This window comes from Tabrizicola sp. (genome assembly GCF_051645465.1).
Classification (GTDB): domain Bacteria; phylum Pseudomonadota; class Alphaproteobacteria; order Rhodobacterales; family Rhodobacteraceae; genus Tabrizicola.
In genome coordinates, this window is the sequence record NZ_JBOFBI010000227.1 from 1 (window position 1) to 13,712 (window position 13,712).

Here is a 13,712-nt window from a genome sequence, read left to right on the forward strand (position 1 = left end):
GTCGCGGGCGCTGCGAGGAGCGAGCGAAGCGACACGAGGAGCCGTCGGAGGGAAGCACCATGGCACTAAGCTACAAGGCCCGCAGGCGTTGGGCGCTGGTGATCCTTCTTGTGGGGATGCCCGCCTATATCGTCGCTGCGGTCACGGCCGTGGGCTGGCTTGAGCGGCCCTCGTTTCTGATGGAGCTTCTGATCTATGTGGGCCTGGGCTTTCTCTGGGCCCTGCCGTTCCGTTTCATCTTCAAGGGCATCGGCCAGACAGACCCGGATGCGGAACCGCCGGATGCGAATAAGACGGACAGGCAGGACCCATCCGTCTGAGCTTGCTGAAATGCCCCTGGGTGATCAGTTAAGGCGGCGGGCTTCGGCCAGGTAGGGCGAGGTTTCGGCCAGGCTGTAGTGGCCCCGGTTGATCTTTTCGATCCGCCCGGTCCGCAGAAGCGTGCCGAAGCTGCGCAGGCCGTCTTCGCGGCTGACGGGCTTGCCGCCTGCCGAGGCCATCATCCGGCGCATCAGCTGCGGGCGGGTGAACTGGGTACGGTTCTCGGCGCAGGTGGCATAGGCGGCGGCTGCCTCCAGCATTTCGACGATCGACTTTGCGCCCACGATCTCGGCGAAGGCGGCGAAGCCGGATTCGTCGATGTCTCTGGAGTCCTCGGCCAATTCCTCGTCTTCCTCGGTCTCGGCGGCCGTACCGTAGGACGGCTTTTCAAGGACAAGGTTCCGTGCCGAAGCGGCAGAGCCTCCGACGCCAGCGCCGGCACCGATGGCGCCCGACAGGCGGCCGGTGCGCAGGGCGACCATGGGCTGGCCTTCCTGGTGGGCCGGGCCGATGCCGGGGACCGCGGGGGACATCGCAGGCGCTGCAGCAGGAAGGGGCGTGGACTTCACCCGGTCGATCCGCTGTTCCGAGACGAGCACCAGCGGCGGCGGGCTGATCATGCCCGGACGGATGGTGCCGGGGCGCGGCTCGGTCGCCGGCCGGATCGAGACCGACTTGCGGCGCGCGGGCTTCACCTCTGGCGGTGCTGGCGGTGCCTTGGGCGGCTCGGGCTGGATCGCCTCGGCCAGGTCGTCGCGATAGGGGTCGAGATGGGTCTCGGCCTTGGGGGCCACATAGTCGATATCGGCGCGGTCGGCTTCGGTTGCGACGACGGCTGCCTTGAGGTGCGAAAGAGCCTCCTGGCGACGGCGGTTCTCGTCCTCGGCCATGACCTCTTCGGCCTGCTGCATCAGCCGGGCGATTTCGTCGGACTCGCTGCCCGAGGTGATGACCCGGGTCGCGCCCTTGCTGCGCCGGCTTGTCGGCGCGGGCGCGGGCTCGTCTTCTTCCGGATGGATGCGCACGACACGAGAGCTGAGCCGCTTTGCGCGCCCGTTGCCCTTGCCCGAAGCGAGTGCCGGGTCTTCCACCGGCTCTGCCGCAAAGGGCATGGCTTCCGCAGCGATCTCGTCCTCGACAGCTTCCGGCAGGGGGTCGATCGCCTCGGCCTCGGCCAGCGTCAGCTCGACCGGTTCGTCTTCGGGCAGACGGTCGTCCAGCGCCGGCATTTCCGCCAGTTCGGTTTCGTCCACACCGTCGAGGGCGGCGAGCAGGGCCACATCTTCGCTTGCGGCTGCGGCTTCGTCCGGCGATTCGTCGGCAAGCTCGGCCAACGGAATGTCGTCGAAGTCATCCGCGGCCATCGGCGCCTCTTCGGCAAGCGCTACTGCAAGTGCATCTTCTGCGGTCTCGGCAACGGGCGCCTGGGCTTCGGTCGCTTCGGCCATGTATTCGTCGGACCAGATATCCATCGGCTGCGCATCGGCAACAGCAGCTTCGGGCAGTTCATCCTCGATCAGGGCCGCAAGGCTTGCAGCGACATCTTCGGAAGACCCTTCGGACACGGCCTCGACGGCGGCCTCCGCTTCGGGCTCGATCTCGGGTGCAAGGTCGGCAAAGCTGTCGGCCAGGCCGTCGACCGAAAGGTCGGGCGCGAGCTCGGCGATGTCTTCGGCGGCAGGCACCTCGGACAACAGCTCTTCAACGACCGCCGCCTCGGCGACCAGCTCTTCAACGACCGGAAGCTCTGCGACCGGCAGCTCGGGGGTTTCGTCGGCGGCAAAGGGCGTGACCGGCGTTGCAAGCGTGGCTGCTGCCGGGTTCACGGTCTTGCGGATGCGGGCCAGCTTGGCGGCCACGCCATCGGGAATCACTTCCTGCAGCGAAGGCTCGGGCGCGGCGCCGTCTTCGTCTGCCGGGGTTGCCCCATCGACGTTCGCGCGCGACGGGCGGCGCGCGGAGGTGTTCAGCTGAATCTTCGGGGCCGCAGGTTCGGCGTCCGGCGAAGCGAGGGCGGTGTCTTCCGTCTGGCCCTTCGCCACCATCCGCGACACTTCGCGTTCGGCCAGGCGGTGGAGCATCGCGGCATCCGGCGGTGGCGGCTCGGCGCCGAAGTGGCGGTCCTGCGCGGCCAGATCGCGGAAGTATTCGGCAATGGCCTTCATTGTGTCGAAGGGATTGTCGAATCCTTCCAGCGTGCAGCTGAAGGTCCCGTAGGACACGGTCAGAATTTTGCTTTCACTGGTCATGACTAGACAGCCTTTCGCCTTGCGGATCGCACCATTCTACCGCTGCTCCGTCCTAATCCATGGACAGACAGGGGTAATTTGATGGATTGATTGTGGCCGGACCCCTGAAATCCTGCCTTAATTGGATACAGTGTTGCATGAAATCGCCGATTGTCCAGTCTACCCGCGGTGTAACCCTGGCTGGAGGAGGACCGTTTTCCGGGCGTGATCTGAAGCTTGCACTGGCACGGGCGCCCCTGCCGGTGGCGGCGGATGGGGGGGCGGACCGGCTGTTGCGGCTGGGGGTGATGCCCGAGGCGGTGATCGGCGACATGGATTCGCTGTCGGTGGGGGCGAGAGCTGAAATTCCCGTTTCGCGTCAGCATCTTGTGCCCGAGCAGATGACGACGGATTTTGACAAGGCGCTTCGGTCCATCGAGGCACCTTTGGTGCTGGCACTTGGCTTCGCCGGGGCGAGGCTCGACCACGGCCTGGCCGCTTTCGCGACGCTGATCGCGAGGGTCGAACGGCGCTGCATCCTGATCGGTCCGAAGGATCTGGCCTTTGCCGCCCCGCCGCGGCTGGAGCTTGAGCTTTCCCCAGGCGAGCCATTGTCACTTTTCCCGCTGGCAGAGGTCACGGGGCGCAGCGAGGGGCTGGAATGGCCGATCGGGGGAATCACTTTCGCGCCCAACGGGATGATCGGCACGTCGAACCGCGTGACGGCGGGGCGGGTTGTGCTGGAGTTCGACGCGCGGGGCATGCTGGTGATCCTGCCGCGGCGGCGGCTGGATGCGGCGATCAGGGCGTTGCAGTCAGCGCCTCTGTCGCCGGGGCAGCCTGCGCCTTCGCCCGCGCGGCCAGCCGCTCGCGGTGGATGATGTAGAGGCCGGAGGAGACGATGACGGCGATCCCGGCCCAGGTCATGCTGTTCGGGAAGTCTCCGAAGATCAGGTAGCCTAGGGCGACGGCGGTCACGATCTCGGAATAGTGGAGCGGCGCAAGCGTGGCCGAGGGGGCGAATTTCAGCGCGTAGGTCATGCACATGTGGCTGACGGCGGCCCAGAAGCCGACGCCGAAGAGCCAGAGCCAGTTCCAGCCTTGCGGCATGATCGGGTCGAGCGAGGGGATAGCGGAGCCTTCGGCGAGGATCATGACGGGAAGGCAGAGGAGAAGCCCGGTCCATGAGGTGTGGAACTGCATTGTCACGGGATGCATCCAGGCCGAGATGGCGCGGGTGACGAGCATGTAGAAGGCGAAGAGGACGGCGGTGGCGAGCGGCCAGAGCGCCACGAGACCGAAGGCGGCAAGCGAGGGCTGGATGACGAGAAGGGCTCCGCAGAAGCCCACGGCGCAGGCGGCGATGCGGCGGGGGCCGACGTGGTCGCCGAAGATCAGGTTGCCGAGGATGAGAAGGATGAAGGGCTCGACAAAGACGATGGCGAGTGCGTCGGCGATGGGCATGACCTCGATGCCGGAGACGAAGGCGAAGGTCGAGACGAGAAGGAAGAGCGCGCGGAGGGTCGTGTAGGCCAGGGCCTTGCCGGAGAGCCGGATCGACAGCCCCATCCATAGGACGACGGGGATCATGAGCGCGGTTTGCACGACAAAGCGGGCGGCGGTGATCTGGCCGACGGGGACGCCGTTTTCCGCCGCGAGCTTGGCCGACACGTCAAGAAGCGGCGCGATCACGCAGAACGCGAGCATCAGGATGATGCCGTGAAGGGTGGTGTCCCTGGTCATGGCTTTGGGTAGCCTGTGGCCCGTGATGGCGCCAGCCTGAAAGCGACATCGCGTGGGTGGGGGCGGTTTTCAAATTGAGCGGCTTACGCCGCGAAGACTCTTTGTCTCGCCTCTGCGCGTGAAGAACGCGCAACCGGCTCGGGTATGCCTCCGGCGGGGATATTTGAGGAAAGGAAAGCTGCTTTCTCTTCTGCAAATATCCCCGCCGGAGGCTCCTTGTTCTCAGCAGTTCGGGACGTTGACAGCGAGGCCGCCGAGCGAGGTTTCCTTGTATTTCTCGTGCATGTCCTTGCCGGTCTGGCGCATCGTCTCGATGCAGACATCCAGGCTGACGAGGTGCTGGCCGTCGCCCCTGAGGGACAGACTGGCCGCCGAGACGGCCTTGATCGCGCCGAGGCCGTTCCGTTCGATGCAGGGCACCTGGACCAGGCCCTTCACAGGATCGCAGGTCATGCCGAGGTGATGCTCCAGCGCGATTTCGGCGGCGTTTTCAACCTGTTCGGGTGTTCCGCCCATCACCGCGCAAATGCCGGCGGCGGCCATGGCTGCGGCAGAGCCGACCTCGGCCTGGCACCCGCATTCGGCGCCGGAGATGCTGGCGTTGTGCTTGCAGAGCCCGCCGATGGCGGCGGCGGTCAGGAGGAAGTCGCCGATCCCCTTGGCGCTGGCGCCCGGAACATGGTCAAGCCAGTAGCGCAGGACGGCGGGGACAACGCCCGCAGCGCCGTTCGTGGGGGCAGTGACGACCTGGCCCCCGGCGGCGTTTTCCTCGTTCACCGCCATCGCGTAAAGCGACATCCAGTCGTTGATCGTGTGGGGTGGGGTCAGGTTCAGGCCACGCTCGGCGAGAAGCGCGTCGTGGATGCCCTTGGCTCGCCTGCGCACTTTCAGGCCACCGGGAAGGATGCCAGTCCCCTTCATCCCGCGGTCGATGCAGGCGGTCATCACCTCCCAGATCCGGGCCATGCCGCGGTCGAGCTCGCTGGCCGAGCGGAACTTCAGCTCGTTCTGGCGCTTCATCTGGGCGATGGTCTGGCCCGAGGCCTTGGCCATCTCCAGCATCTCGGCGGCGGTCTCGAAGGGGAAAGGCACGTCGGCGCGGGCTTTGGCTTTTTTCTCGCCCGCCTCGGCCAGTTCGGCAGCGGTAAGGACAAAACCGCCGCCGATGGAATAGTAGGTTTCCTCGAGGATCACGTCGCCTTGGGCATCCGTCGCCTTAAGGATCAGGCCGTTGGCGTGGCCGGGAAGGGCGGGGCCGAAGTCGAAGTGCAGGTCCTTCAGCGGGTCGAAGGCGAGGGGCGGGAGGCCGGGGACCTCGATGGTCTTGGTGTCGCGGATGAGGGCGAAGGCGGCGTCGGCCTTTTCGGCGTCGTAGGTGGCGGGGTCGAAGCCTGCCAGGCCGAGGATCGTGGCGCGGTCGGTTGCGTGGCCGACGCCCGTGAAGGCGAGCGAGCCGTGGAGCGAGGCGCGGAGGCCGTGGAAGTGGAAGGGCGAGGCCCGCATCGTGTCGAGGAAGCGCGCGGCGGCGACCATCGGGCCCATGGTGTGGCTGGACGATGGACCAATGCCGACCTTGAACATGTCGAAGACGGAGAGAAACATCAGGCCCCCGGATGGGTGAAAGGGGTGGGGCCAAGGCCATCGGCTTCGGCGACGCGGAGGGCGGCGGGGCGGGCTTCATGCGCAGCAAGGACGGCCTTGATGTGAGGAAAGTCCGCCAGGTCGATCCCGTAGGGCGCAGGCGGCAGCATGATCAGCCAGCGGACCAGCATGCCGATGTAGTAGCCAAGGACGCCGGGATGGTCCGCCGACAGCCAGCGCGGGTTTTCGCGGGCGATCAGCGTCTCGATCAGGCCGAGGCGGGCAATGATCTGCTCCTGCGCAGCGGCCTGGGCCGCGTCGGTGTTCGCTTCCCCTGCCGGGCGGTGCGGGTAGAACATTGCAAGCGCCGCCTGGTGGAGCGCGTTCGAGGTGAAGAAGAGCCAGGAGAGGAACGCGCCCCGGTCGGGGTCTTTCGGGCTGGGGCCAAGGCGACCGGTCTGGTCGACGAGCCAGAGAAGGATCGCGGCGGTCTCGAACATCGGGCCATGGTCGGTTTCCAGGGCGGGGATCAGGCCCACAGGGTTGACGCGCCGGTATTCCGGGCCGGCAAGCGCCCCACCGTCGATGTCGGCCAGCGCGATGGTGTGGGGAAGCTCCAGCTCTTCCAGCGCGAGGCGGACGATGGTCGAGGCGAAGTCGGGGGCGTGGTGGAGGGTAAGGGTCATGGGGCCTCCGGTGCGGTGTAGGGGTGGGGGCCGAGCTCGTCGGCTTCGGCGACGCGGCGGGCGGCGGGGGTGGCCTCGTGTGCGGCGAGTACGGCGCGGAGGGCGGGGAAGGGTGCGAGGCTGAAGCGAAGGTCGGGGTCCTCGGGAAGGTAGATCGCCCAGCGGAGGAGGATGCCGATGTAGTGGCCAAGCGCGGGCTGGGCCGGGGTGAGCCAGCGCGGGGCTTTGGTGGCGATCAGCGTTTCCAGATGCGCGGCCTGTTCCGTCACCTTTTCAAGCGCGATCCGGCCGGCTTCCGCGGCTGCGTCCTCGCCGGCGGGCCGGTCGGGGTGGATGAGGGCCATGACCGTGGGGTGAAGGGTGTTCGAGACGAAGAGAAGCCAGGAGAGGAAGGCCGCGCGGTCAGGGTCCTGCGGTCCGGGGGCCAGCCCGCCGTGGCGGGCGTTCAGCCAGAGAAGGATGGCGGCGGTCTCGAAGATCGGGCCGTCGGGCGTCTCCATCGCCGGGATCAGGCCGAGGGGGTTCACGGCGCGGAAGGCTGGCGTGTCGAAATCGCCTGCGTCCCAGTCCATCGGGCGCAGGGTATAGGGCTGACCGATCTCCTCCATTGCAAGGCGGATGATCGAGGATGCCCAGTCGGGGATATGGTAGAGCGTCAGGGTCATAGCACGCTTCCTTCCGGCGGGTTGGGCTGTTCTGGTCGGGTGAAGGGATGGGGTCCCAGGCCTTCCGCGCGGGCAACTACCGGCGTCTCGACACGGGCCTCCTGCGCCCGGGCAAGCGCTGCAAGGGCGGGGAAGGCCGAAAGGTCCATCCACACTGGCCCGTCCGGCGGGTAAAGTGCTGCCCACCGGGTGAGGGTGATCGTGTAGACGCCCAGGGGCGTGGCGGGGGCAAAGAGCTTTGGGTGCCGGGCGGCGGCGGTGTCGAGAAGGGCGAAGTGGCGGAGCATTCGGGCCGACATGATTTCCAGATGCGCCGCATGGGCGTCAGACGGGGCATACTGATGCGGGTAGAAGATCGTCCGCAGGTCGGCATGTGCGGTGTTCGACAGGAAGAAGAGCCATTTGAGGAAGGTGGGCCGGTCCGGGTCGGCTTGTGCGGGGCCAAGACGGTGGGTGTCGGCAAGCCAGAGGAGGATCGCGCCGGTTTCCGAGATCGGGCCTTGGGGCATCTCCAGCGTGGGGATGAGGCCGGTTGGGTTCAGGGCACGGTAGGCGGGGCCGTCGTGCTCACGTTTCGCGCGGTTCACCAGAGCGGTGCGATAGGGGATCCCGGCGCCGTCCAGGACGAGGCGGACGATCAGCGAGGCGTTATCCGGGGCGTAGTGCAGCGTGTACATGCGTGACCTTGGGTTGGTCCGAGCCTCGCCGAAGCTTACTGCGGCCGCTCGCAGAAAAGCGACCCCCTGTGGCCGCTTGACGCTTCGGGGGTGGTCATCGGGGGTTAACCGGCTGTCAACCTTGTCGGACGCAGTGTCTGGCTGGGCGGGACAGGAGAGATTCGGATGGTCAGACCTGTGATGATTGCGGTTGTGGTCGGGATGCTTGCGTCGGCGGCCATGGCCGAGGAGGACGTGCTTGCCGAAGCGATGGGCCGGAACCCCGAGCGGTTTGCTGATATGGTGATCGACCTGATTGCGGGGTTCGGCGGGCCGGAGGGGCTGCAGCCCGACGGGATCGAGGCGCATATCGCGCTGGAGCGGGCGGGGGCACGCGCCTCGGCGCTCCGGCGGTTCCTGGCGATGGATCTGGATGCGGATGGCACCGTGGATCGGGGGGAGTTGGCCATCAGCCAGCGGGCCGCGAATGCCTCGGTCCGGGGCCGGATGGAACGGCAGTTTGCAGCGGCTGATGCCAACGGGGATGGACGCGCCGACGCGGGCGAGATGGTGGCAACGGGTCAGGCGGCGGCCTTGCGGGCGCTGGGCGAGGATGAGGCCAAGGTCCTGCGGGCGCTGATGACGCTTGATGCGGACCGCGATGGGGCGCTTTCGGTCGCCGAGGTTGACGCGGCGGTGGCAAGGCTGGAAGCGCCGACCTGACAGATCGCGGCAGGTGATCCCATACTGGACAAGGCGTTTGCAGGGGCTTTAGCGTCGGGTCGGTCGGCGCGTGCCGATACCTTGCTGAAAGACTGCAACAATCATAGGAAATACGATGCCTCATATCTCCAAACCGCTCACGTCTTTGATTTTGGTTTTCGGGCTGGCACTGCCGGCCGCCGCCTTCGAGCCGACAGGAATTGCTGAATGCGACGACTACCTGACCAAGTATGAGGCTTGCCTCGCGAAAATGGATGACAAGAACCGCGACAGCTATACCGACGTGTTCAACGATCTGGCCCAGCAGTGGAAAGAGCTGTCGACGGACGCATCGGTTGGGCCCATGCTCCCTCAGCAGTGCACCGAAGAGCTTGAAGCGGCGAAGACTGGCAACCTGGTGACGGATTTCGGCTGCGAGTTCTGATCGCGCGGGGTCTGGTTCCAAAATCTCAAAAGGTGCCTCTGCCGGGGCAAGACCGGCTGGGGCACAAACGGATGGCCGCGACGTTCTGGCGTCGCCCTACCGCCGACTGCTGTCCAACACGCGGCAGTTGTGCTGGTTCCGCAGGGCCGACGAAAAGCCATGAAAGCCGTGGCAATCCGCCGTCAAACCCCCTCGCCCTTGGCAATCCTTTGCGCTATTCCGGGGGTAAAGAGGGGAAGTTGCCATGACTGCCGAACTGTCGCCCATTGACCAGGCCAAATTCGTGGCCGCGCGCCGGTCAGTGGATTTTGTCGAATCCGGCATGAAGCTGGGGCTTGGAACCGGGTCGACCGCGGCCTGGATGGTGCGCTGCCTGGCCGAGCGGGTGCGCGAGGACGGGCTGAAAGTCACCTGCGTCTCGACCTCGAGCTTCACGGCAGAGCTTGGCACCGGGCTTGGTCTGCACATGGTCGGCATGAATGACGTGAAATGGCTGGACCTGACGATCGACGGCGCCGACGAGTTCGACGCGAACCTGAACCTGATCAAGGGCGGGGGTGCCGCGCTCCTCCAGGAGAAGATCGTGGCCACCGCCTCCGACCGGATGATCGTGATTGCGGATGCGGCCAAGGAAGTGTCACAGCTTGGTGCCTTCCCGCTGCCGGTCGAGGTGATCCCCTTCGGCTGGAAGACGACCAAGGCGCTGATCGAGGAAACGCTTTACAGCCTTGACGTGATGAACCGCGAAGTCACCCTGCGCCTGCGCAATGGCGAGCCGTTGAAGACGGACGAGGGGCACTACATCCTTGACCTGAACCTCAAGCGCATCGGCAACCCGCGGCAGCTGGCGCTGGTCCTGAACCAGATCCCCGGCGTGGTGGAAAACGGGCTCTTCGTCGACATCTGTGACGTCGTGGTGATCGGCCATGGCGACGGGCGGGTGACGGTGCGCGACATCAACTCGGGCAAGGTAGAAGACGGGTCGGTCGATATCACTGAAAGCCGGAACATCTTTGCCGATCTGGACTAGGGCGTTCGGGCAGTCACCCGATGGTGACCGAAATCGCGCGAGGGGGCCTTTCAGGAGGTCGATCACGCGATTAGCTGTCATCACGGCATAACGATAAGCGGAACGGGACATGGCCTTCGACTACGATCTTTTCGTCATTGGCGGCGGCTCGGGCGGGGTACGCGCGGCGCGGATCGCTTCGGGCGAGTGGGGAGCGAAAGTGGGCCTGGCCGAGGAATCCCGCATGGGCGGGACCTGCGTCATCCGCGGTTGTGTGCCAAAGAAGCTGATGGTCTTTGCGTCTGGCTTTCCCGGCATCTTCGAGGAGGCGCGGGCTTATGGCTGGGAAGTCGGCGCGACACGGTTTGACTGGACGGCGTTCCGCACCCGGCTTGAGAGCGAGCTGAACCGGCTGGAGGAGGCCTACCGCAACACGCTGAAGACCGCCGGGGTCACGATCCACGACACCCGCGCGACGCTGGTCGATGCGCATCGGGTGCGGCTCGCCTCGGGTGAGGAGTTCAGCGCCAAGCATATCCTGATCGCCACGGGCGGGCGGCCTTTCGTGCCGGACATTCCGGGGGCCGAGCTTGCGGTCACGTCGAACGAGATGTTCCACCTGGAGAGCCTGCCGAAGCGCGCGCTGGTGGTCGGCGGCGGCTATATCGCCAGCGAATTTGCCTGCATCCTGAACGGGATGGGGGTCGAGGTCAGCCAGTACTACCGCGGCGCGCAGATCCTTCGGGGCTTTGACGACGAGGCGCGGGGTCATGTGGCGAATGCCATGCAGGCAAGCGGGGTCGACATCCACTGCGGCACCGATCTGATGCGGCTGGAGAAGACCGAAGGCGGCATCCGGGCGGTGGCGACCGATGGGTCCGAGCGCGAATTCGATCTGGTCATGTACGCGACCGGACGGCGACCGAATGTCGAGAATCTGGGGCTGGACGGTCTTGGCGTCGAGATCGGGCGCAAGGGCCAGATCGTGGTGGACCGCTTCAGCCAGACTGCGGTGCCCTCGATCTTCGCCGTGGGCGACGTCACGGGCCGGATCAACCTGACACCAGTTGCGATCCGCGAGGGCCATGCCTTCGCCGATACGGTCTTCGGCAGCAAACCCACAGCGTTCGACCACGAGCTTGTGGCATCGGCGGTGTTCACCCAGCCTGAACTCGGCTCGATTGGCCTGTCCGAAGAGGCCGCGCGCGAGCAGGAACCGATCGAGGTTTACGCCACCGCATTCCGCCCGATGAAGACCGCCTTCATCGGCAAACCTGACCGGGTGATGATGAAACTGATCGTCAGCAAGGCCACCCGCAAGGTGCTTGGCTGCCACATCGTGGCCCCCGAAGCGGGCGAGATGATCCAGCTTGCAGCCATCGCGATCCGCATGGGCGCGACCAAGGAAGACTTCGACCGGACCTGTGCGGTGCATCCAACCATGTCCGAAGAGCTGGTCACGATGCGAAAACCGGTACGAACGATCTGAGGACATCCGAACAGGCGCTTGATTTCCCGCGCAAGATGCACAGCTTAGGCAAGATGCGATAAGAGAGGTTCTGATCCATGGCAGGAAGTGGTGGCCCCTGGGGCGGCGGCGGCTCGGGCGGGGACGACCCGCGGGGCGGCAAAGGCGGCGGCAGGGGCGACGATGACGACGACGACCGTCGCGGCGGCAGGCGCGGCGAGGGCGGCCCCCAGATCCCCGAGATCGACCAGCTGATGAAGCGCGGGCAAGAGCAGCTTCGCGTCCTGATGGGCGGGCGTGGCCGGTCTGGCCAGGGCGGGCCTGGCGGCGGTCCGGTCTTTACGAAACAGGGTATTGGCCTTGCCGTGCTGGCACTGATCGCGGTCTGGTCGTTCATGTCGTTCTACACGGTCAGACCCGAAGAACGTTCGGTCGAGCTTTTCCTGGGCGAAAGCTCTGGTGTCGGCGATCCCGGCCTGAACTTCGCGCCATGGCCGATCGTCACCTACGAAAAGGTGCAGGTCACGGGCGAGCGGACGACCGACATCGGTATGCAGGCCGACAGCACCACTACCGGGCTGATGCTTACCCGCGATCGGAACGTTGTGGACATCGGCTTTCAGGTGGTCTGGAACATCTCGGACCCCGAGAAATACCTCTTCAACCTCGCCGATCCAGAGAACACCGTCCGCGCGGTCAGCGAAAGCGCCATGCGCGACATCATCGCCCGGTCGGAACTGTCGCCGATCCTGAACCGCGGCCGGGGCGTGATCGCTTCGGACCTGCTGACAGCGGTCCAGGCCACGCTGGACAGCTACAATGCCGGAATAACCGTCATCCGCGTGAACCTGCAAACCGCGAATGCACCGCGTGAGGTGCTCGACGCGTTCCGCGATGTCGAGGCCGCCCAGCAGGAACGCGAACGGCTGGAGTCAGAGGCCGATGCCTATGCAAACCAGGTCACAGCCGGCGCGCGGGGTGAAGCAGCGCGGCTTCTGGAGGATGCCGAGGCCTATCGGGCGCAGGCGGTGAACTCGGCCCAGGGTGAAGCGGCGCGCTTCGTCTCGGTCTTCAACGAATACGTGAATGCGCCCGAGGTCACCCGGCGGCGGCTTTACATCGAAACCATGGAAAGGGTTTTCAGCGGCATGAACAAGGTGATCCTCGATGGCGTCGGGGGTGGCGAGGCAGGGCAGGGCGTGGTGCCTTTCCTGCCGCTTAATGAGCTTGGCCGGATGAGCCCGGCGCAAGGTGCCGGTACGACGGGAGGAACCAACTGATGCGTGCCATGTACATCATTCCGGCGCTGGTGGTCGTTCTGGTGCTGGCGCTCTCGTCGGTCTTCATCGTCGACGAACGCAAGAAGGCGCTGGTGCTGCAGTTCGGCCAGGTCATGCAGGTGAAAGAAGAGCCGGGCCTTGGCTTCAAGATCCCGCTGATGCAGGACGTCGTGCTTTATGAAGACCGCATTCTCGGGCTTCAGACGCAGCCCATCGAAGTCACGCTTCTGTCCGACCGCCGTCTTGTGGTCGATGCCTTCGCGCGGTGGCGGATCGTCGATCTGGTGCAGTTCCGCCAGTCGGTCGGCACGGCGGGCGAGGAGCGGGCACTGCAGCTTCTGGGCAACATCCTTAGCCAGGCGGTCCCCGAAGTTCTGGGCAACGCGACCCAGGATCAGGTGCTGAGCCAGGACCGTGCGGCCTTGATGAGCCAGATCCTGACGATCGCCAAACGCGAAGGGGCGGCGCTGGGGATCGACGTGATCGACGTGCGGCTGACGCGTACCGACCTGCCCGAACAGAACCTTGAGGCGACCTTTGCCAGGATGCGGGCCGAGCGGGTACGGGAAGCCACCGACGAGCGCGCGCGTGGTGGCGAAGCGGCGCAGCGGGTGCGGGCGGCAGCAGACCGGACGGTGGTCGAGCTGACCTCGGACGCGCGGCGTCAGGCCGACGTGATCCGCGGTGAGGCCGATGCCGAGCGGAACCGCATTCTGGCCGAAGCCTATGGCAAGGACCCCGAGTTCTTCGCCTTCATCCGGTCGCTCTCTGCCTACGAGACCAGCCTCAAGGGCTCGAATTCGTCGATCGTGATGCAGCCTGACAGCGAGTTCTTTAACTATCTGCGGTCCGAAACGTCGGCAGGGGCAGACGAGGCGGCTCCGGTCGCCCCGTGAGCGAGATCATCCTGGCACTGGGTCTGGTGCTG

General features: G+C 65.9%; 14 protein-coding genes. 8 read left to right on the forward strand and 6 right to left on the reverse strand.

Annotated elements, in window-relative coordinates:
* The first annotated feature begins 59 nt into the window (after positions 1-59).
* Positions 60-320, forward strand: a complete 261-nt coding sequence (locus ACRCSW_RS14965) for a DUF2842 domain-containing protein (protein ID WP_438706366.1) — start codon at positions 60-62, stop codon at positions 318-320.
* Positions 321-344: 24 nt separating this feature from the next.
* Here the strand turns inward: ACRCSW_RS14965 and ACRCSW_RS14970 are convergent, their stop codons facing one another.
* Entirely contained in the window at positions 345-2,570 is a 2,226-nt protein-coding gene (locus ACRCSW_RS14970) for a hypothetical protein (RefSeq protein WP_438706343.1), read from the reverse strand.
* Positions 2,571-2,707: 137 nt separating this feature from the next.
* Here ACRCSW_RS14970 and ACRCSW_RS14975 point away from each other — a divergent pair, with 137 nt between their 5' ends.
* A complete protein-coding gene (locus tag ACRCSW_RS14975) occupies positions 2,708-3,430 on the forward strand; it encodes a thiamine diphosphokinase (protein ID WP_438706345.1) in 723 nt (240 codons plus the stop codon).
* Here the strand turns inward: ACRCSW_RS14975 and ACRCSW_RS14980 are convergent.
* From ACRCSW_RS14980 to ACRCSW_RS15000, 5 genes are all read right to left on the reverse strand, one after another.
* Entirely contained in the window at positions 3,351-4,292 is a 942-nt protein-coding gene (locus ACRCSW_RS14980) for a DMT family transporter (RefSeq protein ID WP_438706347.1), read from the reverse strand. The genes ACRCSW_RS14975 and ACRCSW_RS14980 overlap by 80 nt on opposite strands.
* A 222-nt stretch (positions 4,293-4,514) precedes the next feature.
* The gene (locus ACRCSW_RS14985) at positions 4,515-5,894 is read right to left on the reverse strand and encodes an L-serine ammonia-lyase (RefSeq protein ID WP_438706349.1); all 1,380 of its coding nucleotides are present in this window, start codon (positions 5,892-5,894) and stop codon (positions 4,515-4,517) included.
* Positions 5,894-6,559 (reverse strand): glutathione S-transferase family protein, encoded by a 666-nt coding sequence (locus ACRCSW_RS14990; RefSeq protein WP_438706351.1) that lies wholly within the window; start codon positions 6,557-6,559, stop codon positions 5,894-5,896. Before ACRCSW_RS14990 ends, ACRCSW_RS14985 begins: the two co-directional genes overlap by 1 nt.
* Positions 6,556-7,224 carry a glutathione S-transferase family protein gene (locus ACRCSW_RS14995; RefSeq protein ID WP_438706353.1) on the reverse strand — a complete coding sequence of 223 codons (669 nt, stop codon included), beginning with the start codon at positions 7,222-7,224 and terminating at the stop codon, positions 6,556-6,558. The genes ACRCSW_RS14990 and ACRCSW_RS14995 overlap by 4 nt, the downstream gene beginning before the upstream one ends.
* Positions 7,221-7,901, reverse strand: coding sequence for a glutathione S-transferase family protein (locus tag ACRCSW_RS15000; protein ID WP_438706355.1), 681 nt, complete (start codon positions 7,899-7,901; stop codon positions 7,221-7,223). The genes ACRCSW_RS14995 and ACRCSW_RS15000 overlap by 4 nt, the downstream gene beginning before the upstream one ends.
* A 165-nt stretch (positions 7,902-8,066) precedes the next feature.
* On the opposite strand from ACRCSW_RS15000, the gene ACRCSW_RS15005 reads away from it, so the two are divergent.
* From ACRCSW_RS15005 to hflC, 6 genes are all read left to right on the forward strand, one after another.
* Positions 8,067-8,603 (forward strand): EF-hand domain-containing protein, encoded by a 537-nt coding sequence (locus ACRCSW_RS15005; protein ID WP_438706357.1) that lies wholly within the window; start codon positions 8,067-8,069, stop codon positions 8,601-8,603.
* Between the two features lie 115 nt (positions 8,604-8,718).
* Positions 8,719-9,027 carry a hypothetical protein gene (locus ACRCSW_RS15010; protein ID WP_438706359.1) on the forward strand — a complete coding sequence of 103 codons (309 nt, stop codon included), beginning with the start codon at positions 8,719-8,721 and terminating at the stop codon, positions 9,025-9,027.
* A 244-nt stretch (positions 9,028-9,271) separates the two neighbouring features.
* A complete protein-coding gene (gene rpiA / locus ACRCSW_RS15015) occupies positions 9,272-10,057 on the forward strand; it encodes a ribose-5-phosphate isomerase RpiA (protein WP_438706361.1) in 786 nt (261 codons plus the stop codon).
* Positions 10,058-10,166: 109 nt separating this feature from the next.
* Positions 10,167-11,525 carry a glutathione-disulfide reductase gene (gene gor / locus ACRCSW_RS15020; RefSeq protein WP_438706363.1) on the forward strand — a complete coding sequence of 453 codons (1,359 nt, stop codon included), beginning with the start codon at positions 10,167-10,169 and terminating at the stop codon, positions 11,523-11,525.
* Between the two features lie 77 nt (positions 11,526-11,602).
* Positions 11,603-12,784, forward strand: a complete 1,182-nt coding sequence (gene hflK / locus ACRCSW_RS15025) for an FtsH protease activity modulator HflK (RefSeq protein ID WP_438706364.1) — start codon at positions 11,603-11,605, stop codon at positions 12,782-12,784.
* Positions 12,781-13,680 (forward strand): protease modulator HflC, encoded by a 900-nt coding sequence (gene hflC / locus ACRCSW_RS15030; RefSeq protein WP_438706368.1) that lies wholly within the window; start codon positions 12,781-12,783, stop codon positions 13,678-13,680. Before hflK ends, hflC begins: the two co-directional genes overlap by 4 nt.
* The last annotated feature ends 32 nt before the right edge of the window (positions 13,681-13,712 follow it).

Excerpts from the sequence above, each read along its gene's own strand:
- ACRCSW_RS15005 (WP_438706357.1), top strand. The coding sequence starts at position 8,067 with ATGGTCAGACCTGTGATGATTGCGGTTGTGGTCGGGATGCTTGCGTCG.
- hflK (WP_438706364.1), top strand. The coding sequence starts at position 11,603 with ATGGCAGGAAGTGGTGGCCCCTGGGGCGGCGGCGGCTCGGGCGGGGAC.
- ACRCSW_RS14975 (WP_438706345.1), top strand. The coding sequence starts at position 2,708 with ATGAAATCGCCGATTGTCCAGTCTACCCGCGGTGTAACCCTGGCTGGA.
- ACRCSW_RS14985 (WP_438706349.1), bottom strand. The coding sequence starts at position 5,894 with ATGTTTCTCTCCGTCTTCGACATGTTCAAGGTCGGCATTGGTCCATCG.
- ACRCSW_RS14980 (WP_438706347.1), bottom strand. The coding sequence starts at position 4,292 with ATGACCAGGGACACCACCCTTCACGGCATCATCCTGATGCTCGCGTTC.
- ACRCSW_RS15010 (WP_438706359.1), top strand. The coding sequence starts at position 8,719 with ATGCCTCATATCTCCAAACCGCTCACGTCTTTGATTTTGGTTTTCGGG.
- ACRCSW_RS15000 (WP_438706355.1), bottom strand. The coding sequence starts at position 7,901 with ATGTACACGCTGCACTACGCCCCGGATAACGCCTCGCTGATCGTCCGC.
- gor (WP_438706363.1), top strand. The coding sequence starts at position 10,167 with ATGGCCTTCGACTACGATCTTTTCGTCATTGGCGGCGGCTCGGGCGGG.
- ACRCSW_RS14965 (WP_438706366.1), top strand. The coding sequence starts at position 60 with ATGGCACTAAGCTACAAGGCCCGCAGGCGTTGGGCGCTGGTGATCCTT.
- ACRCSW_RS14990 (WP_438706351.1), bottom strand. The coding sequence starts at position 6,559 with ATGACCCTTACCCTCCACCACGCCCCCGACTTCGCCTCGACCATCGTC.
- ACRCSW_RS14970 (WP_438706343.1), bottom strand. The coding sequence starts at position 2,570 with ATGACCAGTGAAAGCAAAATTCTGACCGTGTCCTACGGGACCTTCAGC.
- rpiA (WP_438706361.1), top strand. The coding sequence starts at position 9,272 with ATGACTGCCGAACTGTCGCCCATTGACCAGGCCAAATTCGTGGCCGCG.
- ACRCSW_RS14995 (WP_438706353.1), bottom strand. The coding sequence starts at position 7,224 with ATGACCCTGACGCTCTACCATATCCCCGACTGGGCATCCTCGATCATC.